Source organism: Pseudomonas urmiensis, from assembly GCF_014268815.2.
In the GTDB taxonomy this organism is placed as follows: Bacteria; Pseudomonadota; Gammaproteobacteria; order Pseudomonadales; family Pseudomonadaceae; genus Aquipseudomonas; species Aquipseudomonas urmiensis.
In genome coordinates this window covers 2262336-2284449 of sequence record NZ_JABWRE020000001.1, presented here as the reverse complement: position 1 = coordinate 2284449, position 22114 = coordinate 2262336, and the positions used below count along the sequence as shown (strand labels likewise).

Here is a 22114-nt window from a genome sequence, read left to right as displayed (position 1 = left end):
CATTCGAGCCAACCCCTGGCTTGCCTATCCTGCCGCCAAGGCATTCCCCTCTCTACGGAACCGAACCATGAGCGAAGGCGTCCTCAGCGCACTTTCGCGCGCCAGCAGTGCCGCCCAGGCCGCGCGCGAGCTTGCCGAGCAGTTGCTGCATGCCGAGCTGGGCTTGGTGCTGTTCTTCTGTTCGGCCGAATACGATCTGCCGGCCTTGGCTACGGCATTGCAAAAGCAGTTCGCCGAGGTGCGCCTGGTCGGCTGCACCAGCGCTGGCGAGCTCACCCCAGAGGGCTACGGGCGTGGCTGCATTACCGCGCTGGGTTTTGATCGGCGCTATTTCTCCATCGCCGCCGGCCTGGTGGAAGCCATGCCCGGTTTCAGCCTGCTGGACGCCCAGGCAATGGTGGCGCGCTTGGTCGATGAGTGCCGAGGCAACAGCCTGGCGCCGATCAAGGGGCATAGTTTTGCCCTGACCCTGTTCGATGGCCTTTCCAGCCGCGAAGAGGTGGTGCTCGCCGCCCTGGCCGCAGCGTTGGGTGATATCCCGCAATTTGGCGGTTCGGCGGGCGATGACAATCATCTGAGCCGTACCCATGTGTATTTCGACGGCGCCTTTCACAGCGGCGCGGCGGTGTTGCTGCTGGTCAATACCTGGCTTGAGTTCGAGGTGTTCAGTACCGATCACATCCAACCTCGCCAGGAGAAGCTGGTGGTCACCCGTGCCGATCGCCAGTTACGCCGGGTGTACGAACTCAACGCCGAGCCCGCCGCCCAGGAGTACGCGCAGCTGATCGGTGTGGCGCAAGCGGCGCTCGATCATCGCGTGTTCGCTGCCCACCCGCTGGCGATGCGGATCAACCACAAGCACTACGTGCGCGCCATCCAGCAGGTGCATGACGACGGTAGCCTGAGTTTCTACTGTGCGGTGGAGAATGGCATCGTCCTCACCGCCATGCGCCCGGGCCCGTTGCTGGCCAACTTGCAGGGGTTGTTTGCCGGGCTGCGGCAACGTCTTGGCCCGTTGCTGCTGACCATTGGTTGCGACTGCGTGCTGCGCCGCCTGGAGCTGGAAGGCGAGGGCGGTGTGGCCGAGGTTGGGGCGTTCTTGCGGGAGCAGCAGGTGCTGGGTTTCAACACCTATGGGGAACAGTTCAATGGCATGCACATCAACCAGACCTTCACCGGCGTTGCCATCGGACGGCCCCGCGAGCCTCTTGCCAGCTGAGCAGATCGCCCAGCTACACAAGGACAACGCCAAGCTCAGGCGGATCAACGCCGCGCTGATCGAGCGCCTCGAATCCGGCGCGGCGCGGCCCGATGATGCCTTTGCCGCCTTTCAGCACTCAGTGGTGTTGGCCGAACAGGTGCGCGAGCGCACCGATGCGCTCAATCATGCGCTGCATGAACTCAAGGCCAGCCACCTGTTGCTCAGCGAGGCTCACCAGCGCGCTGAAACCGCGCATCAGCGCCTGGTGGACGCTATCGAGAGCATCTCAGATGCCTTTGTGCTGTTCGATCCAGACTTGCGCGTGGTGTTGTTCAATCGCCGCTTCAAGGCCCTATGGGCCAATAGCCGGCTACGGGTGGCCAGCGGTATGCACCTGGTGGAGGTCAAACGCCTGATGCACAGCCTGTTGCGCGAGGAGCCGCGGGCAAGCATCGACGAGCAACCGCTGTATCGGCTGCGCAATGAGCGCTGGCTGCAGGTCAGCGAGCGGCCCACCCGCGATGGCGGGCGGGTGATGCTGTTCACCGATGTCACGCGGGTCAAGCTGCGCGAGAATCACCGCCGCGAGCAGGCCCTGGCGCACAAGTCGTACCTGCTCCAGCGCGCCGTGGACAACCTGTCGCAAGGCTTGGCCATGGTCAATGCCGAAGGCGTGCTGGAGTTGTGGAACCGCAGGTTTCTGGAGGTCAGCGGCTTGGCGCCGATTGCCAGCCACCGGCACTTTTGCGATGTGATTGCCGACAGTGAACTGGCCCTGCTGACGCCGGCCAGCCGCGATGACCATGGCCAGCCGGTCCATGAGCTGGAGCAGCGCCTGTTCGATGGGCGCATGCTGGAAATCCGCACCCATCCGTTGCCTACTGGCGGCTTCGTCAATACCTTCACCGATATCACCGAGCGCTATGCCCATGCCGAAGCGCTGCACCAGGCCTATCAGCACCTGGAGCTGCGGGTGCATGAGCGCACTGCCGAGCTGACCTGCCTCAACCAGCAACTGCTGCGCGAAATCGACCAGCGCCGGCGCATGGAAGCCAACCTGCGTGAAGCCAAGGCCGAGGCCGAGCAGGCCAACCTGTCCAAGACCAAGTTTCTCGCGGCGGTCAGCCACGACCTGCTGCAGCCGTTGAACGCTGCGCGCCTGTTCACCAGCGCCTTGCTTGAGCAACCGGGCGTGGGGCCGTTGGTGCACAACGTCAGCAATGCGCTCGATGGCGTGGAGAACCTGTTGGGCACGTTGGTGGATATCTCCAAGCTCGATGCCGGGGTGATCCGCGCCGATGTCGCCAGCTTCGCCCTGAGCGATTTGCTCGATAACCTGGCCGCCGAATACGCCACGGTGGCGGCCAGCGAAGGCTTGCGCCTGGCCTATGTACCCAGCCGTTTGCGGGTGCGCAGCGATGTCCAGTTGCTGGCGAGGATCTTGCGCAACTTGCTCAGCAATGCCATCCGCTATACGCCCAAAGGGCGGATCTTGTTGGGCTGCCGTCGGCGTGGGCGCAAGGTATCGATCGAGGTGTGGGATACCGGAATCGGCATTGCCGCCGACAAATGCGGCGAGGTGTTCCAGGAATTCAAGCGTGGCGAGGCCCAGCGCCCCGATCAGGACCGTGGCTTGGCCATCGTCGACAAGATTGCCGGCATCCTTGGCCACCCGGTGCAGTTACGCTCGCAACCCGGCAAGGGCTCGGTGTTCTCGATCGAGGTGCCGTGCTGCCGGCGCGTGCCGCGCCAGGCGCACACGCTGGTGGGGCACATGCCCATGTTGCAGTCGTTGCAGGGGGTCCGTATCTGGGTGCTGGATAATGATGCGGCCATTTGCGAGGGGATGCGCAGCCTGTTGCAGCAGTGGGGCTGCAGGGTGACCACGGCGTTGAGCGAGGAGGACTTGGCCCGGCAGGTGAATGTCGCGCGGGCGCGGGTGGAGCTGTTGATCGCCGATTATCACCTGGATCATGAGCGTACCGGGATCGAGGCGGTAGCTGCGATCAATGCGCGGCGCGATCGGTCGATTGCGGTGCTGATGATTACCGCCAACTACAGCAATGAGCTCAAGCAGCAGGTGCGTGAGCTAGGCCATACCTTGATGCACAAGCCGGTCAGGCCGATGAAGCTTAAAACGGCTATCTGTCATCTGTTGGGTGGGCAGGTATAAAGCCGGGACCGCTGCGCGTGCCATTGCAGCGGTCCCCGAGCAGCTACCGGGCAATCCGCCCACTGACGTAATGCGCCACATCATTGAACCCCGGCGTTGAGGCATGCCCCGGCGTCACCAACGTATCGATGAAGGCTTCGTCCTCTGCCGTAACCTTGACCTGCAGCGCCCCGGCATAGGTATCCCACTGGGCCTCTGTGCGTGGGCCGACGATAGCCGAGCTGACCAGCTGGTTGTTCAGTACCCAGGCAATGGCGAACTCGACCATCCCCACGCCCTTGGCCTCGGTGTAGGCCTGGATCTTGCGGGCAATGCTCAACGATTCCTGGCGCCATTCGGTTTCCATGATGCGCTTGTCCTGGCGCCCGGCGCGGCTGCCGGCATCGGGCTGCGCACCGGGAGCGTACTTGCCACTGAGCACGCCGCGCGCCAGCGGGCTGAACGGCACCACGCCCAGGCCATGGAAAGCCGCAGCCGCCAACTGCTCAGGCTCGGCCTGGCGATTGACGATGTTGTACAGCGGCTGGCTCACCACCGGCTTGGCCACGCCTAGGCGCTCGGCCACGTTGCAGATTTGCGCGATGCGCCAACCGCGGAAGTTGGAAACGCCCCAATAGCGGATCTTGCCCTGCGCCAGCAGTTCGCCAATCGCCCGGACAGTCTCCTCAAGAGGCGTCCTGTGGTCTTCGCGGTGCAAGTAGTAGATGTCCAGATAGTCAGTGCCCATCCGCGTCAGGGTCGCTTCGATGGCATTGAACAGGTGCTTGCGCGACAGCCCGCTGCGGTTGGGCAGACCTTCTGCCGGGCCGAAGCCCGCCTTGGAGGCAACGATCCAGTCCTGGCGGTGACGTGCCACCGCCTCACCGACGATCTCCTCCGAGCGCCCACCGTTGTAGACGTCGGCGGTGTCGATGAAGTTGATGCCTTGGTCCCAGGCCTTGTCGATGATGCGCAGCGAATCTTCGGTGCTGGTCTGCTCGCCGAACATCATGCTGCCCAGGGTAAGGGCGGAAACCTGCAGGCCGCTGCGGCCGAGAGGGCGGTAGATCATGCGCTGGATCCTTTTCCGGTCATCAGGGTGATCGGATTGTTTTACACACATCCCGCAGGCTTTGAAAGGGTGCTGGGCTTGACGCTTCAACTGTGGCCAAGGGCATGACACACCTGTGTCAGGTCTGCGCCAGGTGCGTCAGCGATGGCTCAGTGTGGTCGCGGGCGATCTGCTCAAGGTTCACACACCGACCGCTCTGGCGCGGCGTTTCAGGGCAATCGCGCAACGCTGGCACAGGCGTTGCTCCTGCTGTTGTCGACAGCCCTGAGCTTTCGCCAATAACAAGAAACGGAGATCCGCCGATGACCCGATCAGGCCCGCACCGCCGGCCCCTGCCCACTGCCTTGATGACCACCGCAGGCTGCGCCTTGTTCGCCCTGGCCTGCCTGAGCCCGGCCTATGCCGCCCAGGTCGACGGCCAGCGCATCATCGATGCCGACAAGGAGCCCGGCAACTGGATGAGCCACGGCCGCACCTACGATGAGCAGCGCTACAGCCCGCTGAAGAACATCACCGATGCCAACGTCAACCAACTGGGCCTGGCCTGGAGCTACAAGCTCGACCTCGATCGTGGGGTGGAAGCCACGCCCATTGTGGTCGATGGGGTGATGTACACCACTGGCCCGTTCTCGGTGGTCTACGCCTTGGATGCACGCAACGGCAAGCTGTTGTGGAAGTACGACCCGCAATCGGACCGCCACCGCGCCGGCGAAGCCTGCTGCGATGCGGTCAACCGCGGCGTGGCGGTGTGGCAGGGCAAGGTCTATGTCGGCGTGCTGGACGGGCGCCTGGAAGCGATCGATGCCAAGACCGGCAAGCGCGTCTGGTCGGTCGACACGCGCAACGACGACAAGCGCAGCTACACCATCACCGGCGCCCCGCGGGTGGTCAACGGCAAGGTGGTGATCGGCAACGGTGGCGCCGAGTTCGGCGTGCGTGGCTATGTCACCGCCTATGACGCCGAGACCGGCAAGCAGGCCTGGCGCTTCTTCACCGTGCCGGGCGACCCCAAGTTGCCGCCGGAAGACAAGGCCATGGAGATTGCCAGCAAAACCTGGCACGGCGATGCCTTCGTCGAACAGGGCGGCGGCGGTACCGCCTGGGATTCGTTTGCCTATGACCCGGAGCTGAACCTGTTGTACATCGGCGTTGGCAATGGCTCGACCTGGGACCCGAAATGGCGCAGCCAGGCCAAGGGCGACAACCTGTTCTTGTCTTCGATCGTGGCGATCAACGCCGATACCGGCGAGTACGCCTGGCACTACCAGACCACCCCCGGCGACGCCTGGGACTTCACCGCCACCCAGCACATGATCCTCGCCGAGCTGCCGATCAACGGCCAGCAGCGCAAGGTGCTGATGCAGGCCCCGAAAAACGGCTTCTTCTACGTGCTCGACCGGGCCACCGGTGAGCTGTTATCGGCCAAGAACATCGTGCCGGTGAACTGGGCCAAGGGCATCGACATGAAAACCGGCCGGCCAATCTTCGATGACCAGGCCGCCGCCTACTGGAAAGACGGCAAACGCAAGCTGGTGACGCCAGCGTTCTGGGGGGCGCATGACTGGCACCCGATGTCCTACAACCCCAACACTGGGCTGGTGTACATCCCGGCGCACATCATGTCGGCCTACTACGAGCACATCCCCGAGGCGCCCAAGCGCAACCCGTTCAAGAGCGTGTATCAGCTCGGCCTGCGTACCGGGATGATGCCTGAAGGCCCGGATGGCCTGCTGGACATGGCCAAGACCTGGTCGGGCAAGCTGATCGCCTGGGACCCGGTCAAGCAAGCGCCGGCCTGGGAAGTGCCCTACATCACCATCTTCAACGGCGGCACCCTGAGCACTGCCGGCAACCTGGTGTTCGAGGGCAGCGCCGATGGCCGGGTGATTGCCTATGCCGCCGACAGTGGCAAGAAACTCTGGGAATCGCCCGCTGCCAGCGGGGTGATGGCCGCACCCATCACCTATTCGGTGGACGGCGAACAGTACGTGACCTTCATGGCCGGCTGGGGCGGAGCGTTCTCGACCTTCGCCGGCGCGCTGTCGCTGCGTGCCGGGGTGCAGCCGTTCTCCCAGGTGTTGACCTACAAGATTGGTGGCAACGCGGTGCTGCGCGAACCACCACCCCCGGCCGACGCGCCTGAGCCGCCCGCGCTTAGCGCCGATGAGCAGACCGTGGCGGCCGGCGCTGCGCTGTATGACGGTAACTGCTCGCAGTGCCACGGCATTCACGCAGTGAGCGGCGGGGTATTGCCGGACTTGCGCAAGCTGACGCCGGAAAAACACCAGATGTTCCTCGGCATTCTCTATGGCGGCCGGGTGCCCGATGGCATGCCGTCGTTCGCCGATGCGCTCAAACCTGAGCAGGTGGAGCAGGTGCATCAATACCTGATCAAGCGCGCCCATGACCTCAAAGGCGAAGGCACTGCCTGGCAGCGCTTCAGCGCCAAGCCAAGCGCCGCTACGCCGCTGGCTGACAACAATCCCAAGGAGTGAGACGACCATGCACGACGCGATTTATCAGAACTACATCGACAACGCCTTTGTCGCCAGTGAGCAACTGATCGAGGTGTTCAACCCGGCCAATGGCCAGTTACTGGCCAGGGTGCCCGAATCTTCCAACGAGCAGGTCGAGCGGGCAATTGCCGCCGCTCGCCATGCGCAAAAGGGTTGGGCAGCCAAGCCTGCAATCGAGCGCGCAGGCTACCTGCGCCAGATCGCCAGCAAGGTGCGCGCCAATGCCGAGCGCTTGGCCCGCACAATCACCCAGGAGCAGGGCAAGGTTGCCGGCTTGGCCATGATAGAGGTGAACTTCACCGCCGATTACCTGGATTACATGGCCGAATGGGCGCGCCGCCTGGAAGGTGAGGTACTGACCAGCGACCGCGTCAACGAACACATCTTCCTGCTGCGCAAGCCCTTGGGCGTGGTGGCCGGGATCCTGCCCTGGAATTTTCCCTTCTTCCTTATCGCGCGCAAGATGGCGCCGGCCTTGCTGACCGGCAACACCATCGTCATCAAGCCGAGCGAGGAGACGCCGATCAACTGCTATGAATTCGCCAAGCTGGTCGCTGAAACCGACTTGCCGGCTGGGGTGTTCAACGTGGTCGGCGGCAGCGGTGCCAGTGTCGGCCAGGGTTTGAGCAGCCATGCCGGTATCGACCTGGTCAGCTTCACCGGTAGCGTGGCTACGGGTGCGCGGATCATGGCGGCGGCAGCGCCGAACATCACCAAGCTTAACCTTGAGCTCGGCGGCAAGGCACCGGCCATCGTCCTGGCTGACGCCGACCTTGACCTGGCAGTGCGCGCCATCGTTGCCTCACGGGTGATCAATACCGGCCAGGTATGCAACTGCGCCGAGCGCGTGTATGTGCAGCGCGGGGTGGCCGATGCGTTCATCGACAAAGTCGCCCATGCCATGGCTGCCACCCGCTATGGCGACCCATCCAAGGACAGTGATCTGGACATGGGCCCACTGGTCAACCAGGCCGGCCTGGACAAGGTCGCGCAGATGGTGCGTACCGCCGTTGGCCAGGGCGCTCAATTGGTAACGGGCGGGCAGGTGGCGGACCTGGGGGCGGGCTTCCACTATCAGCCGACGGTGCTGGCCGGGTGCGCGGCGGACATGGAGATCATGCGCAAAGAGATTTTTGGCCCGGTGTTGCCGATCCAGGTAATCGACGACCTTGACCAGGCCATCGCACTGGCCAACGACAGCGAGTACGGATTGACCTCGTCGATCTATACCCGCGACCTCAATGCAGCGCTCAAGGCCAGCCGCGAGCTTGATTTTGGCGAGACCTATATCAATCGGGAGAACTTCGAGGCCATGCAGGGCTTCCACGCCGGTACGCGCAAATCGGGGATCGGTGGGGCGGATGGCAAGCATGGCTTGTATGAATACACCCGTACCCAGGTGGTCTATATCCAAGGCTGATCCTACTGGCCTCTTCGCGGGCAAGCCCGCTCCCACAGGCACAGCGCCAGCCGTAAGGTTTGTACTGACCCTGTGGGAGCGGGCTTGCCCGCGAAGAGGCCGGCCCGGTCAATCGACCAGATTCGGCGGTACGATCCCGTAGCGTTTCACTGGCGATAAAGCGTCGAGCACCATTGGTAATATTCGCGCTGCCCCTGTGGAAGCGGGCTTGCCCGCGAAGAGGCCGGCCCGGTCAATCGACCAGGTTCGGCGGTACGATCCCGTAGCGTTTCATCTTGCGATAAAGGGTCGATCGGGAAATACCCGCCGCCTCGGCCGCCGAACTGATATTCCACCGCTCGTTGCGCAGAACACCCAGCAGATGCCTGGCTTCGGCATCCCCGACCTGGTCGCCGAGGCGCAGCCCCAGGGCAGGCGTTACCCGCGCAGCTGGCGGGGTGAACAGCTCTTCTGGCAAGCAATCGCACTCGATTAGCCCATCCTCGGCCAAAGCCAGCGCATAGCGCAGGGTATTGAGCAACTGGCGTACGTTACCCGGCCAAGCATATCCCTCAAGACACTGCCGAGCTTCGTCACTGAGACGAACCCTGGCGCCTCCCGCCAAGCGCGCCAACACCCGTTCGATCAACTGCCCACGATCGCTGCGCTCGCGCAGCGCCGGCAAGCACACGCGCATCCCGCACAAGCGATAGTACAGATCCTCGCGAAAACGCTTCTCGCCAATCATTGCGCTGAGGTCCTGGTGCGTTGCAGACACCACCTGGATATCCAAGGCAACAGCCGTCTCGGCGCCCAACGGCTGCAATTCGCGCTCGGCCAGCACCCGCAGCAGGCGGGTCTGCAAGTGGGCGGGCATGTCGCCAATCTCATCGAGGAACAACGTGCCGCCATTGGCCAGTTCCAGCTTGCCCTTCATGCCTTTGCGATTGGCGCCGGTGAAGCTGCCGCTGCGATAGCCAAACAGCTCGCTCTCGATCAACGATTCGGGGATCGCCGCGCAGTTGAGGGCGACGAAAGGCCCGGCATGACGCTGACTGGCCTGGTGGATAGCGCGGGCGAAGGCTTCTTTGCCGGTGCCTGTTTCGCCCGTGATGAGGATGCAGATGTCTTTGTCCAGCACCTTGCGCAGGCGGCGCACGCCTTGTTGCAGCTGGGCATCGCCACCGGCCAGTTGCTCAAGGTCCGGATGGCTTGGCACTGCAGCGGGCCGACTGGGTTTTGCCTGCTGGCCGTAGCCTGCCGGCACCCGCAGGCCCACTTCGATGATGTGCTCACTGTTCGGCGCGCGCAGCTGGGTGCCGCGTGCGCCACCGCGAGTGAGATCCAGCAGCTCATCGATGGTGGCCGGCAACAGCTGCTCGATGCGCTGGCCGAGCAACTGGCCGGGCTGGGCGAGAAACGCTGCGCGATTGGCGCCGATCACCCGGCCGCCTTCGTCCAGCGCGAGCAACTGCTCGTTGGCAAGATCAGTAATGTCGTCATGCGCTTTGAGCGCCAGGGTCAGGCGATCGCGGTAGCACTGGCGAAAATGGGTGTTTTCGATCAGCCGCGCATACAGCATCACCAGGTGCAGGGTCAGGTGCTGGGCTTGCTTGGGGCCTTCGTTGTGCAGGCAAGTGGCGTTCAGGCAGCCGAGCAACTGGTTCTGCGCATCGAAAATCGGTGAGACCGAGCAACTGAGCCGGGCATTGGCCGCCAGAAAGTGCTCTTGGCGGTGGATGGTCAGTGCCTGCTCCGAGGCCAACGCAGTGCCAATGCCGTTGGTGCCAGCGATCGACTCGTCCCAGCGTGCCCCGACGATCAACCCGGCGCGGGTATAGCGTTGCGGGTCCTGGGGCAGGCGGGCGTCGAGGGTGATGCCATCGGCATCGCTGAGCAGCACCGCGAAACCGGCGTCGACCACGCGCCGGGCCAGGCCGTTGACACCTTGGCCGGCGATGCTCAGGTAAGCCTGGTGCTGGGCTTGGTGCTGGCGGATCTCGGCGGCGCTGAGGATATTGTCGACATGGCGCAGGCTAGGGTCGAGGCGGTGCTGGTTGATACTGCGGTACCAGGACTCGGCAATCAGCGCCTCGGGCGCCAGGCCGCGTTCGGCGAAATGGCAGTCGATAAAGGCGGCCAGTTCACTGGCGCGGGTGTCAGCGGTGTGCGCGGGCATGGGCGCTTCCCGTATTGTCGTTGTCTGGGGCCGCTTCGAATGGCGGATTAGAGGGAAACCATAGCTGGTTGTGGCCAAGGGTGCACGGGCGCAGTGGGCGTGTTGGTAGTTACCCCGCGACAACAATCGTGTGGGAGAGGGCTTGCCTCGCGATGGCGCCAGTACAGGCAACCTCAACCCTCCGGCCAAGCGTCGATCAACGCCCGCGCATCTTTGCTTGATAGAGGCCGCTTCATGCGCTGCGACAAGACCGCCATCGCCCGCCCGTAACCCTTGGCGATCACGGCCTCGACCTGGTCATCGATACACTGCAAGGCAATGAAATCGCCTTGCTCCGGCTCGCCGACATACTCGATCCGATTCCAGTTGCGGCCATGCCCGAGCACTTCATAGGTTCGCCCATGCTGATAGGTCCAGAAGAACGGCACGTCGTCATAGCGGCTACGCTCGCCAAGCATATTGGCCGCAGCGATCACTCCGTGCTGCTGGGCCAGGCGCCAGTGTTCGATGCGCACTGGCTGGCCAGCGAGGGGGAAGGTGGCGATGTCGCCGGCGGCCCACAGGCCCTCTGCAGCCAGCATGCGCGCGTCTACCCGCAAAGAATGGTCGTCAGCCAACTGCACACCTTGGATGAACGTGGTGGCCGGTTTCACCCCGGTGCCCAGCAGGACTAATGCGGTCGGCAAGCGTTCGCCATTGGCCAGCAGCACGGCTTCGACCTTGTCGCTGCCCTCGATGCGTTCAACCTCGGTCGGGCCATGGAAGATCACGCCCTTTCTTTGGTGCAGCTCGCGGATGCTGCGCCCAATCCGCTCGCCCAGTTGCTTGGCCAATGGCACGTGGTGACGGCTCACCACATGCACTTGCATCCCATACTTGCGCAGGGCCGAGGCCGCTTCCAGGCCAATGAAACCGTCACCGACGATCACCACTGGTTGGCCTGGCTCGGCGCTGTCGAGCAGGTGCGCGGCATCGTCGCGCGAGCGCAACACGCACACACCGCTCAATTGCACCCCAGCGATATCGGGCCGCAGCGGTTTGCCGCCGGTGGCCAGCAGCGCGTGGTCATAGTTGATGCGCTGGCCGTCGGCGAGGAGCACCTGGCGTTTGCCGGTATCGAGCAGACGCACCTTGCCGTGCACACGTTGCAGATGGCCTTGGCGCAGGTCATCCGCCTCCAGCAAGGCTGGAACTTCATCAGGCGACATTTCGCCGGCAATGACGAATTTGCTCAGCGAGGTTCGATCGTAGGCGGGGTGGCGCTCTTGATCGATCCACACCAGGCGGCCGCCAAAACCGTGGCCGAGCAGGGTGGCAACGGCCGCGCAGCCCGCAGCGCCTGCACCGATGACCACAAAGCAACGCGCATCACTGTGTCGCGGGGGTTGGGTTTCAGGTAGCGGCTGGTCGTCGACCCAGACCTCACCGCCTTTGACCTGGGTGGGGTAACGGCGCAGGTCGCACAGGGCGGGGGGCTCGCAGACGGCGCCTTCATCCACCGCGAAGGCGGCCTTGTGCCAGGGGCAGATCAGCAGCCCGCCGTACACCGTGCCTTCTTCCAGCGGTGCGCCGGCATGGGGGCAGTTGGCCTGGTAGGCGTGTACCTGGTCACCCTGGCGGAGCAGGATCACCTCTTCACTGCCGACCTGTACGCGCAGGGGGCGCTGTAGTTCGAGCTGTTCTAGGCGGGCCACGGCGTGCTGGGTCATGAGCGTTCTCCAAGGACCTTGTGGGTCATTGGACGCCTTTGCCGGGAGGAGGGTGCAGCGAACTGACGATTGGACGGGGGCAGGGGCTAAACCGGCAAGTGTGCGGGCAAGTCGTTAGCGACTTGCCCGCAAACCGCTTCAGTTGGCGCGAGCGGCCTTCAGCGCACCGCTACGGGTTACGCGCAAGGCCACCAGGCTGCCGACCACGATCAAGCCGGCCAGCGAGTACAGCGCGGCATCGGTGGAACCGGTTTGGTCCTTGATGAAGCCCACCAGGTACGGGCTGAGAAAACCGGCCATCTGCCCCACCGAGTTAATGATCGCCAGCCCCGCGACGGCTGCACCGGCGCTAAGCAGCGCGGTAGGCATTGGCCAGAACATCGGCAGGCCAGTCAGCGCGCCCATGGTGGCAATCGACAGGCCAAGGATGGCGATGGTCGTGTTGGCGGCGAAGTTCACCGCGATCAGCAGGCCGATAGCGCCCATCAGCATCGGCACCACCAAGTGCCAGCGACGCTCGTTGCGCAGGTCAGCCGAGCGGCCCACGATGATCATGAACACGCCCGCCAGCAGGTACGGGATGGCACTCAGCCAGCCGATCAGCAGCGGGTTGTCGAAGCCCATGTTCTTGATGATCGATGGCAGCCAGAAGTTGATCGCGTAGACCCCGCTCTGGATGCAGAAATAGACGAAACCGAAGGTCCAGATCAGCGGATTGGTCAACACTGACAGCACGCTGTCGCCACTGGTGGCCGGCTTGCTGGCAGCATCGGCCTTGAGGTCGGCTTCGATCAGTTGACGTTCGGCCGGGCTCAGCCAGGCGGCTTTGTGGTAGCCATCGCTGAGTAGCTTGATCGCCAGGATCCCCAGCACCACAGTCGGCAGCCCCTGGATCAGGAACATCCATTGCCAGCCTGCCAAGCCATGTTGGCCGGCAGCGAAGTGTTCCAGGATCCAGCCGGAGAACGGCCCGCCAAGTAGGCCGGAAACCGGAATCGCCGACATGAACAGGGCCATGATCCGCCCACGCCGATCGGCCGGGAACCAGCGCGAGAGGTACAGCACCACGCCTGGGAAGAAGCCAGCTTCGGCGGCGCCGGTGAGCAGGCGCAGGGCGTAGAACTCGGTGGGGGTGGTGACGAACAGCAGGCAGGTCGAGAGGCTGCCCCAGGCGATCATCATCACCGCGATCCAGCGCCGCGGGCCGAAGCGGTTGAGCGCCAGGTTGCTGGGCAGGCCGCACAGCACGTAGCCGATGAAGAAGATCCCGGCGCCGAGGCCGTAGACGGTTTCGCTGAATTTCAGTGCGTCGAGCATCTGCAGCTTGGCAAAGCCGACGTTGACGCGGTCCAGGTAGTTGAACAGGTAGCAGATGAAAATGAACGGAATCAACCGCAAGGTGATGCGCCGGTAGAGCGCGTTGCGGCTGATGTCTTGGCCTTGGTCAGGGGCAGGGCTGTGTGCCATGATCGGGTTCTCTGTTGTTATGGTTGTCGCCGCGTCGCCTGTGCCGGCGCTCGCCCTGACGAGTCTCGGGGACCGCGGCGCGGCTGTCTTTGTGCTTTTGCACAGGTCGGTGCGCTGGCTGCTGTGCTGCGGCCCAAATCCTATCACTGCAAGGATCGTTGAATGTTCGAACTGGACCATGACCTGGCGCAGGACATCGTCGATCGGGCGATGGCCATCTTGCCGTGCAACGTCAACGTCATGGACAGCCAGGGCCTGATCCTGGGCAGTGGCGAGCCGGAGCGGATCAATACCCGTCACGAGGGCGCCCAGCTGGTACTGGCCAACGGGCGTATCGTCGAGCTGGACGGTGAAGCCGCCAAGTGCCTCAAGGGCGTGCAACCTGGGGTGAACCTGCCATTGATGCTCGATGGCCGCTTGATCGGCGTGCTCGGCCTGACTGGCGATCCGCAGCAACTGCGCACCTTCGGCGAATTGGTGCGCATGACCGCCGAGATGCTGCTTGCCCAGCGCCACCTGCAAGTCGAGCAGCAATGGCGGCGCCAGCGCTGTGATGATCTGCTGGCCTTGCTGCTGGGCAGTAGCGGCGACTCCACGCGGTTGCTGGACGAGGCCCAGCAGTTAGGCCTGAAACCACAACTGGCGCGGGTGCCGTGCCTGTTCGAGTTGCATTCTGGGCCACCGGCCGAGGCACTGTCGGCCTGGCTGATGAGCCGTTACCCAGACAGCTGGTGCGTCAGCCCCGCACGCGAGTCGTTGCTGTGGTGTCGGCCGGCCGGGCTGGTATTGGACGAGCAGCGTTTGCTCGAGCGTTTGCAACGCCACGGCTGGCAGGTGCAGCGCCTGGCCCTGGGGCAACCGGCGCAGAGCCTGGAGCAGTTGCGCAAAGGCTATCGGCGAGTACGCGACCTGTTGGCCTATGGCCGCGAGGTTTTGCCTGGCGAGCGGCTGCTGAGCCTGGCGCGTTATCGCTTGCCGACCCTGCTCTGGCGCCACCGCAACGATGATGCCTTGGATGAGCTGCTTGAGCCGTTGCAGCGGATTCGCGCCAAGGATGCCAGTGGCCAGTTACTGGCGACCCTGCGCGCCTGGTGCGCGCATGATGGGCAGAGCCAGGCCTGTGCCGAGGCGCTGGGGATTCATCGCAATAGCCTGCGCTACCGCCTGGAGCGCATCGCCGAGCTGAGCGAGGTCGACCCGCAGCGTCTGGAAGGGATGCTGAGCTTGTACTTGGGACTGCAATTGTTACCTGCGCAGTAATAGCTCGGCTGATTATCGTGGGAGCGGGCTTGCCCCGCGATGAGGCCAGCCCAAGCAACCCCAAACACCCGTGCAAAGGCATATGCCCAAACAACCCAGCCAGGCTTTTGTGCATCCGACCGAGGCCCCTGCGCGGCGCAACTGTCAGCATGCGGGCTATCTGGATCAGGAGAATCCCCATGAAAGTCGTTATCGCCCCCGATTCGTTCAAGGACAGCCTCGATGCTGCCGGTGTCGCCCGGGCCATTGCCAGCGGCCTGGCCGAGGTCTGGCCGCACGCCGACTACGTTGAATGCCCCATGGCCGACGGCGGCGAAGGCACCATGGAGGCGATCCTGGCCGCAAGCCAGGGCGAACTGCGCCGGCAACAGGTCCGTGGCCCACTGGGCGAGAGCGTCGAAGCCGGCTGGGGTTGGCTTGCGCAAAGCCGCACCGCGATCATCGAAATGGCCCAGGCCAGCGGCCTGCAACTGGTCCCGACCGGTCAGCGCGATGCTTGTAGCAGCAGCACCTGGGGCACTGGCGAGCTGATCGCGGCGGCCCTGGCGGCCGGTGCGCGGCGGATCGTCCTGGCCATCGGCGGTAGTGCCACCAACGACGGCGGCAGCGGCATGCTGCGTGCGCTTGGCCTGCGCCTATTGGATGGCAACGGCCAACCGCTCGCCGAGGGCGGCCTGGCCCTGGCGCAGTTGGCGCGGATCGACGCCAGCGGCCTCGACCCGCGTCTGGCCGAAGTACAGGTCGAGGTCGCGGCAGACGTCGACAATCCGCTGTGCGGGCCTAACGGCGCCTCGGCCATCTTTGGCCCGCAGAAGGGCGCAAGCCCTGCGCAGGTGCAGGCGCTGGACCAGGCCTTGGGCCATTTTGCCGATCACTGTGCGCCACTTTTGGGTGAAGATGTACGTGACTTTCCAGGGTGTGGCGCAGCCGGCGGCATGGGCTTTGCGGCCAAGGCGTTCATGGGCGCGCGTTTCCGCCCTGGGGTCGAAGTGGTGGCCGAGCTGGCCGGCCTGGATGCGCTGGTCCAGGGGGCTGATCTGCTGATTACCGGTGAAGGCCGGTTCGATGCGCAGACCCTGCGCGGCAAAACCCCAATGGGCGTAGCCCGGGTCGCCAAGCGCCACGGCGTGCCGGTGGTAGTGCTCGCCGGCACCTTGGGCGAGGGCTATCAGCAGCTGTATGCCCACGGTATCGATGCAGCCTTTGCCTTGGCCAGTGGCCCGATGACCCTGGAGCAAGCCTGTGCCAATGCACCTGAGCTGCTGCGGGCACGCGCCAGTGACATCGCCAGGCTGTGGCGCTGCGCCCGCCAAGGCTGAAGATCAGCGCTGGCGTTGCGGTTCGGCGTGCGCAGCGGGTGCCGGATCAGGCGCCGCCTGCGCGCTCAGTGCCAGCAGCGCGATCAGCGCCGCGCCAACCCCGGCCAGGGGCAAGTAGGCCAAGCCCAGGTGAGTGATCAACCCGCCACCAATGGCGCCCCCAACTGCTGTGCCGAGGTTGAACGCGGCGATGCTCAGGCCGGAGGCCACGCCGGTGGCATGGGGTGCGAGGGTTTTAGCCAGGTTGAGCAGACGCAAGGTCGACAGGGTGACAATGGCAAAGAACAGCGCGCCGAGCACGCCGACCAATACCAGCACCGCCCACGCGCAATGCTTGGCGACGTACAGCAGCGCCAAGCTCGCGGCGAGCAAGCTCAGGGCAGCCATCAGGCAGCGTGTGCTGTCGTAGCGATCGGCGACATAGCCGCCCAGCAGGTTGCCAAGGATCGTGCAGCCACCGAACATCAGCATCGCCAGCCCTAGCAGCTGCACGCCTCCCTCGGTCACCTCCAGCACAAACGGTGACACATAGGTGAAGAATGAGAACACCGCCACGCTGACCAACATGGCAATCCCCGCAGCCGACAGCAGCGCGGTGTGCATGATTGCCGCCAGACTGGCAATCGGCCCACCCTGCGGGGCAGTCTGGGGCGCGCCCTCGCTGGGCATCAGCCGCAGCAGCCCAATCACGCTGAACAAGCCCAGCCCACCCAGCACGACAAAAATCACCCGCCATGACCAGAAGCTGCCCAGCACGGTGCCAAGCGGCACACCCAGCGCCAACGACAAGGTCAGGCCGATCCACACCACTGACAGCGCGCGGCCGGCGCGCGCCGGCTCGACCAGTTTGACTGCAACGTTGGAGGCAACGGCCATGAACACCCCATGGGCCAGGCCAATCAGGAAGCGCAGCAGGTACAGCGCCAGTAGTTGATCGACTTTAGCCAGCAGCAAACTGCCCAGGCCGAGCACCGCCAGGGTCATCAGCAATACCGCGCGATCGCGCCAGGTCACCAGCAGCGCAGTGAGAATCGGTGCGCCAATGGCAGCGCCCAAGGCATACGCGGCAATCGCCGAACCTACTGCGGTGATTGGGCTGCCAAGGTCGTCAGCCATGACCGAGACCAGACCGGCGACGACGAATTCAGACAGGCCAAATGCGAAAGTGCACAGCGAAAAAACGTAAATGACGATAGGCATTGGTGTATCAGACTCATCCTTGAGTGAAGGAGAAGGTTAACGGATGTCGGCGTTGCAGGCGAGGCGATCAAGGCTGACCCGCCGCGCCAGCTCCAGGGCTTGCTCACCGTTCAGGCGTGGGTCGACCTTGCTCAGGTAGCACTGGCCGAGGTCGCTCGCTTGCAGATCGGCGGGGCCGCCGAGGCATTCGGTGACCGCCTCGCCGGTCATTTCCAGGTGCAGGCCGCCGAGGATCGAACCGTGCCGGGCATGCACCCGGAAGGCCATGGCGATTTCCGCGAGGATGTCGTCGAAGGCGCGGGTCTTGGTGGCGCAGGGCAGGGTGCGGGTGTTGCCGTGCATGGGGTCGCACAGCCACAACACCTTGGCATCGGCGCGCTTTAGCGCATCGATCAGCGCACCTAGACGCTCCCCCAGTAACAGCGCGCCCATGCGGTGGATCAGGGTCAATCGGCCTGGCTGATTGCCCGGGTTGAGGCGCTCGACCAACTGCAGCAGGTCACTGGCCGTGGTGTCGGCACCGACCTTGACCGCCAGCGGGTTGTCCACCCCACGCAGGTACTCCACATGGGCGCCGTCGGGCTGGGCGGTGCGCAGGCCGATCCAGGGCAGGTGGGTGGACTGGTTGAGCCAGCGGCCATCGGCTTGTTGGCGGGTCAGGCTTTGCTCATATTCGAGCAGCAGGGCCTCATGGGAGATGAACAGGCTTCGCTCGGCCAGGTTGTCGCTGTGCATGATGGCCTGGATCGCCCGGGCATGCTCCAGGGTACTGGCGGAGTGGGCGTAGGCCTGTAGCAAGCGGGCAGGATCAGCCCGGCGTGCCTGCGGGCAGAACTCGGCTTGGTTGACGATATCGCCGCGATAGACCGGCAAGCTCAGGCCACCATGGGTCTCGATATCACTGGAGCGCGGTTTGGCATATTGCCCAGCCAAGCGGCCGATCTTGATCACCGGCCGTTGCAGGCCGGGCATCAGCGCCTGGCTCATGTGTTCCATCAGCACCAGCAGGCGCTTGAGCGCAGCGGGGTCGGTGTCGGCAAAGGCCTCGGCGCAGTCGCCGCCTTGCAGGACGAAGGCACGGCCCTGTTGCGCCTGAGCCAAGCGGGTTTTGAGCAAATCGATTGATTGCGCACTGACCAGCGGGGCGGCTTGGCGCAGGTGGGTAGCGGCCTGGCGCAAGCCCTGGGCATCGGCATAGTGGGGTTGCTGGGCGGCGATATGTTCGCGCCATGAATCGGGTGTCCAGGCCGTCTGGCCGTCCAGCACCTGGGCGCATGTGCTCAACATGATCTGTGTCTCCCTGAATGATCGTCGCTCAATCTGCAAGTGCTGCAGGTGGCGGCGATAGTGCGCAGTGACGACACAGCTTGGGAAATACAATAAACGTCTTTATCTGATACTCGGCCAACACCCCCGTGGCGTCGGCGGATGGTTATTTTGTGGCCTCGCTTCCTACGCTAAATCATTGTATTTCAAGGGCAACTAATACTTCGCGACTCTCACCGCAGGGTCGAAAATAGTATTTTACTCAGCGCAGGCACTCGCCAATTCTCGTCGCGACTTATTCGAGAGGGGCGGGTCGATGTTAGTTCACACGGATCATGATTACGCTGTCGTTAAGGACGCCGAACGCGAACTTCGACAGCAACTCGGGCGCATGCCCGAACAGGCTTTTTATACCGGCAAGTTGCACGCGGCCTGGGAGCGTGCTCGGGCCAGCACCTTCTACAGGGATTTGCCAGCCTTCAGCCTGGCAGCCTTTGACCAGCTGCAACCGACCGCCAAGGCCTGCCTCAAGGCACGGCCGCTGGACTTTTGCACCGTAGTACTTGGCGATGCTGCCAAGTATTACGCCACCACCGGCACCACAGGTGAGCCGACACCCACCCCGCGCCTGAAACAGGACATCATCTGGAACGCCATCAGCGTTGCCAGTCACTGGCGCTCGCTGTTACCGGCCGGGGCGCGGGTGGCCAACCTGATGCCCTCGGACATCGTCCCGGTCGGTGACTTGATCGCCAATGTCTGCGAATACCTGGATGTCTCCCATGTGCGGCTGTACCCGTTCACCACCGGCATCACCGACTGGGAACGGGTGTGCAAGACCTTCGCCACCTACCAACCCACGGTATTGTTCATCGCCCCAGGCGTACTGGTGCAACTGACCCGTTACCTGAAGCAGCGCGACATGCTTGCCGACTTCGCCCAGTCGGTGCGTTCTATCATGCTGTTGGGCGAGGTCAACACCCAGCCGTTTCGCCAGCGCCTGGCGCGTTGGTGGCAGTGCGAGGTGTTCGACGCAAGCTACGGCAGCACCGAGACCGGCACCTTGGCGGCGGTGGGCGACGATCAGGTGATGCGCCTGGCCACTGCGACCAACTACTTCGAACTGCTGCTGGCCGATGGCCGCGTGGTCGCGCCAGCCCAGGGCCTGACTGGGCGTTTGTTGGTCACGCCGCTGAATCTCTACGCCCGGCCGCTCCTGCGCCTGGACACCGGCGACAGTGTCACCATCACCGGTGGCTGTGAGCCAGGGCAGATCAGCCCGACCCTGCTGATCAATGGCCGCGACAATGACAGTGTCACGGTCAGCGGTGTCGGCCTTGAAATCCGGGCCGTGGAAGAGGTGGTGTACGGCAGCTGCGACGCGACCGGCTACATGATCGAAGTCGACCGTGACAGCGACACCGCGGCACTGATCCTGGAGCGTGATGTGCTTTGGGACAATGACCAGGAGGGCGCCCTGCAGCAGCACCTGCAAGCCCAGTCCGAGGCGCGCATGCGCCTGCGCTGGAGCCGCATCCTGTTCGTCAACAATCTCTCGGCCCTGAGCAAGAGCGGCGCTTCGCAGAAAAGCTGGAAGAAAACCAACCTGCGTTTTGTCGGTGGCCAGCAATGAACGAGCGTTTGCTGCAACAGCCGCGCTTCCCGCAAGGGCGAGGCCTGGCTAACCATCAACCGGATTTGTGGTGCACCTACGCGGCAATCCGCAGCCTGGCCTGGATCGAGCGGCTGCCCAGCGCGAACGTGGCGCAGCTGCAGGCCTATATCCAGTCTCGGCGCAACCGTGATGGCGGCTATGCCTGGAGCAAAGGCATGCCCTCCGATGCCTGGGCGACATTCTATTGCACCGAAACGCTCAAGGATCTCGCCGCGCCGGTCGATCAGCGCGAGGCTACCGCGCAGTGGATCGATACCCTGTTCGATGGCGACGCCTATGCCATGTGCCCAGGGCAAACCGCAGATGCCTGGGCAACTCACTATGCACTGCGCACCTTGTTGGACGTGTGCAATGGCCAGGTACGCGACGCCGACGCCCTGTACCGCTGGCTCGACGGCTTGCAGTGCGCCAACGGCGGCCTGAGCTGGTCAGCTGATTTCGCCAAGCGTGATGTGGCCGATACCCGCGCCTGCTTCTACGGCGTGATGGCCGCCCGCGCCCTTGCACGAGCGGGCCTGCGCGCACCGGCCTGGGACCGGCCGCGGCTGATCGGCTGGCTGCAGGCGCAGCAAGTTGAGGCAGGCGGCTTTCGCTTCAGCGAGACGGCGCAATCGCCGTGCTTGTGGGCGACCTATCGCGCCACCGCAAGCCTGGCCGAACTCAACGCGCAGCCGCTGGATCAACAGCGCTGCGTGGCCTGGATCGAGGCCCTGCGTGGGCCAGGTGGCGGATTCGTGCGTTGGGATGGTTACGACGGCGAGGATGTCTGGGCGGTGTTCTGCGCCGTGGGCTCGCTCAAGGCGATGGGCCAACCGGTTGAGCATATGGCCGATGCGCTGGCGTCGTTCATCGCTACCCTGGCCATGCCCCAGGGTGGCTACAGCTACCGTGAAGTGAGCAGCGCCGCCGATGTCTTGAGCACCGCAGCGGGCCTGCTCGGCAATGGCTTTGGCGATGATGATCGTGATGCTGCGTTGCGCTGGATCGAAGGCTGCCAGATGCCCAATGAAGCCGGGATCATGTACATGCCCGGGCGTGGCGCCGAGCTGCGCTGTACTGCTTGGGGCCTGGCCGCTGGGGCGTTTGCCGAGCAGCCAAGGGCGCGCCAGGCCATCGGCCAGTGGCTGGCCTCGTTACAGAACCCCGATGGTGGTTTCGGTTTCTGGGAAGGGCGCGGCTCGGATCTGGTCTCCAGCGCCTCGGCGGTGTCGATCCTGCAAGCGCTGAACGACAGTGCCGGGGTGGATCTGCCCAGCCTGGAACGCTTCGTGCGCAGCTGCCGCCGCGAGGAGGGCGGTGTAATTGCCTATTCGGCCTATCCCCGAGGCCAGTCGTCCTTGCGCGCGGGGTTGCAGGCATTGGGCTGCCTGGCCTATCTGGGCCTGGACGTGAAGGCCGAGGCTGCGACGCTGCTCGCCGCGCACAAAGTGCGCCAAGGTGGCTTTGCCAATCAGGGCCAGCGCATCCCTGATTTGCTCAGCACCTATCAGGCGCTGGCGTTGGCGCTCGCCCTTGAGTTGCCGATCGATATCCCGCACCTGGGCTTTTTCCTCGACAAGGTCGGCGCTGGGCAGGGCTTTGCCTGGTCGCCGTTGTACCTGGAGGGCCAGGACGCACTGTCTGCCTGTCTGGGCCAGCTATTGCTGGCGTTGGTCAACGGCGCACGTACGCAGCTACCCATCCTCCACCTCTCCTAAGG

At 64.2% G+C, this 22114-nt stretch carries 14 protein-coding genes; 8 read left to right on the top strand and 6 right to left on the bottom strand.

Annotated features, from left to right (window positions below; genetic code table 11):
* The first annotated feature begins 67 nt into the window (after positions 1-67).
* Together nosP and HU737_RS10060 are read left to right on the top strand one after the other, a co-directional pair.
* A complete protein-coding gene (nosP, locus tag HU737_RS10065; protein WP_186554387.1) occupies positions 68-1219 on the top strand; it encodes a nitric oxide-sensing protein NosP in 1152 nt (383 codons plus the stop codon).
* Positions 1149-3374, top strand: a complete 2226-nt coding sequence (locus HU737_RS10060) for a PAS domain-containing hybrid sensor histidine kinase/response regulator (RefSeq protein ID WP_186554388.1) — start codon at positions 1149-1151, stop codon at positions 3372-3374. The genes nosP and HU737_RS10060 overlap by 71 nt, the downstream gene beginning before the upstream one ends.
* Positions 3375-3417: 43 nt before the next feature.
* Here HU737_RS10060 and HU737_RS10055 read toward each other — a convergent pair whose 3' ends face one another.
* Complete coding sequence (locus HU737_RS10055) at positions 3418-4425, bottom strand: aldo/keto reductase (protein ID WP_186554389.1); 1008 nt, start codon at positions 4423-4425, stop codon at positions 3418-3420.
* Positions 4426-4727: 302 nt separating this feature from the next.
* Between HU737_RS10055 and HU737_RS10050 the strand changes: the two genes are divergently transcribed.
* Positions 4728-6920, top strand: a complete 2193-nt coding sequence (locus tag HU737_RS10050; RefSeq protein WP_186554390.1) for a PQQ-dependent dehydrogenase, methanol/ethanol family — start codon at positions 4728-4730, stop codon at positions 6918-6920.
* Positions 6921-6927: 7 nt separating this feature from the next.
* Complete coding sequence (aldA, locus tag HU737_RS10045; RefSeq protein WP_186554391.1) at positions 6928-8361, top strand: aldehyde dehydrogenase; 1434 nt, start codon at positions 6928-6930, stop codon at positions 8359-8361.
* A 232-nt stretch (positions 8362-8593) separates the two neighbouring features.
* Here aldA and HU737_RS10040 read toward each other — a convergent pair whose 3' ends face one another.
* From HU737_RS10040 to HU737_RS10030, 3 genes are all read right to left on the bottom strand, one after another.
* Entirely contained in the window at positions 8594-10519 is a 1926-nt protein-coding gene (locus tag HU737_RS10040; RefSeq protein WP_186554392.1) for a sigma-54-dependent Fis family transcriptional regulator, read from the bottom strand.
* Positions 10520-10692: 173 nt separating this feature from the next.
* Entirely contained in the window at positions 10693-12228 is a 1536-nt protein-coding gene (locus HU737_RS10035; protein ID WP_186554393.1) for an FAD-dependent oxidoreductase, read from the bottom strand.
* A 138-nt stretch (positions 12229-12366) separates the two neighbouring features.
* Positions 12367-13695, bottom strand: a complete 1329-nt coding sequence (locus HU737_RS10030; protein WP_186554394.1) for an MFS transporter — start codon at positions 13693-13695, stop codon at positions 12367-12369.
* Positions 13696-13857: 162 nt separating this feature from the next.
* Between HU737_RS10030 and HU737_RS10025 the strand changes: the two genes are divergently transcribed.
* Positions 13858-14955 (top strand): sugar diacid recognition domain-containing protein, encoded by a 1098-nt coding sequence (locus tag HU737_RS10025; RefSeq protein ID WP_186554395.1) that lies wholly within the window; start codon positions 13858-13860, stop codon positions 14953-14955.
* 179 nt (positions 14956-15134) lie between these two features.
* Complete coding sequence (locus HU737_RS10020; protein WP_186554396.1) at positions 15135-16274, top strand: glycerate kinase; 1140 nt, start codon at positions 15135-15137, stop codon at positions 16272-16274.
* A gap of 3 nt (positions 16275-16277) precedes the next feature.
* Here the strand turns inward: HU737_RS10020 and HU737_RS10015 are convergent, their stop codons facing one another.
* Positions 16278-17474, bottom strand: coding sequence for an MFS transporter (locus tag HU737_RS10015; protein WP_186554397.1), 1197 nt, complete (start codon positions 17472-17474; stop codon positions 16278-16280).
* Positions 17475-17510: 36 nt separating this feature from the next.
* Positions 17511-18761, bottom strand: a complete 1251-nt coding sequence (locus HU737_RS10010; protein WP_186554398.1) for a 3-deoxy-7-phosphoheptulonate synthase — start codon at positions 18759-18761, stop codon at positions 17511-17513.
* A 295-nt stretch (positions 18762-19056) separates the two neighbouring features.
* Between HU737_RS10010 and HU737_RS10005 the strand changes: the two genes are divergently transcribed.
* Both HU737_RS10005 and HU737_RS10000 read left to right on the top strand, forming a co-directional pair.
* Positions 19057-20373, top strand: a complete 1317-nt coding sequence (locus HU737_RS10005) for an AMP-binding protein (protein WP_186554399.1) — start codon at positions 19057-19059, stop codon at positions 20371-20373.
* Entirely contained in the window at positions 20370-22112 is a 1743-nt protein-coding gene (locus tag HU737_RS10000; protein ID WP_225915601.1) for a prenyltransferase/squalene oxidase repeat-containing protein, read from the top strand. The genes HU737_RS10005 and HU737_RS10000 overlap by 4 nt, the downstream gene beginning before the upstream one ends.
* The last annotated feature ends 2 nt before the right edge of the window (positions 22113-22114 follow it).

Coding starts and splice junctions, on each gene's coding strand:
- nosP (WP_186554387.1), top strand. CDS start 68: ATGAGCGAAGGCGTCCTCAGCGCACTTTCGCGCGCCAGCAGTGCCGCC.
- HU737_RS10060 (WP_186554388.1), top strand. CDS start 1,149: ATGGCATGCACATCAACCAGACCTTCACCGGCGTTGCCATCGGACGGC.
- HU737_RS10055 (WP_186554389.1), bottom strand. CDS start 4,425: ATGATCTACCGCCCTCTCGGCCGCAGCGGCCTGCAGGTTTCCGCCCTT.
- HU737_RS10050 (WP_186554390.1), top strand. CDS start 4,728: ATGACCCGATCAGGCCCGCACCGCCGGCCCCTGCCCACTGCCTTGATG.
- aldA (WP_186554391.1), top strand. CDS start 6,928: ATGCACGACGCGATTTATCAGAACTACATCGACAACGCCTTTGTCGCC.
- HU737_RS10040 (WP_186554392.1), bottom strand. CDS start 10,519: ATGCCCGCGCACACCGCTGACACCCGCGCCAGTGAACTGGCCGCCTTT.
- HU737_RS10035 (WP_186554393.1), bottom strand. CDS start 12,228: ATGACCCAGCACGCCGTGGCCCGCCTAGAACAGCTCGAACTACAGCGC.
- HU737_RS10030 (WP_186554394.1), bottom strand. CDS start 13,695: ATGGCACACAGCCCTGCCCCTGACCAAGGCCAAGACATCAGCCGCAAC.
- HU737_RS10025 (WP_186554395.1), top strand. CDS start 13,858: ATGTTCGAACTGGACCATGACCTGGCGCAGGACATCGTCGATCGGGCG.
- HU737_RS10020 (WP_186554396.1), top strand. CDS start 15,135: ATGAAAGTCGTTATCGCCCCCGATTCGTTCAAGGACAGCCTCGATGCT.
- HU737_RS10015 (WP_186554397.1), bottom strand. CDS start 17,474: ATGCCTATCGTCATTTACGTTTTTTCGCTGTGCACTTTCGCATTTGGC.
- HU737_RS10010 (WP_186554398.1), bottom strand. CDS start 18,761: ATGTTGAGCACATGCGCCCAGGTGCTGGACGGCCAGACGGCCTGGACA.
- HU737_RS10005 (WP_186554399.1), top strand. CDS start 19,057: ATGTTAGTTCACACGGATCATGATTACGCTGTCGTTAAGGACGCCGAA.
- HU737_RS10000 (WP_225915601.1), top strand. CDS start 20,370: ATGAACGAGCGTTTGCTGCAACAGCCGCGCTTCCCGCAAGGGCGAGGC.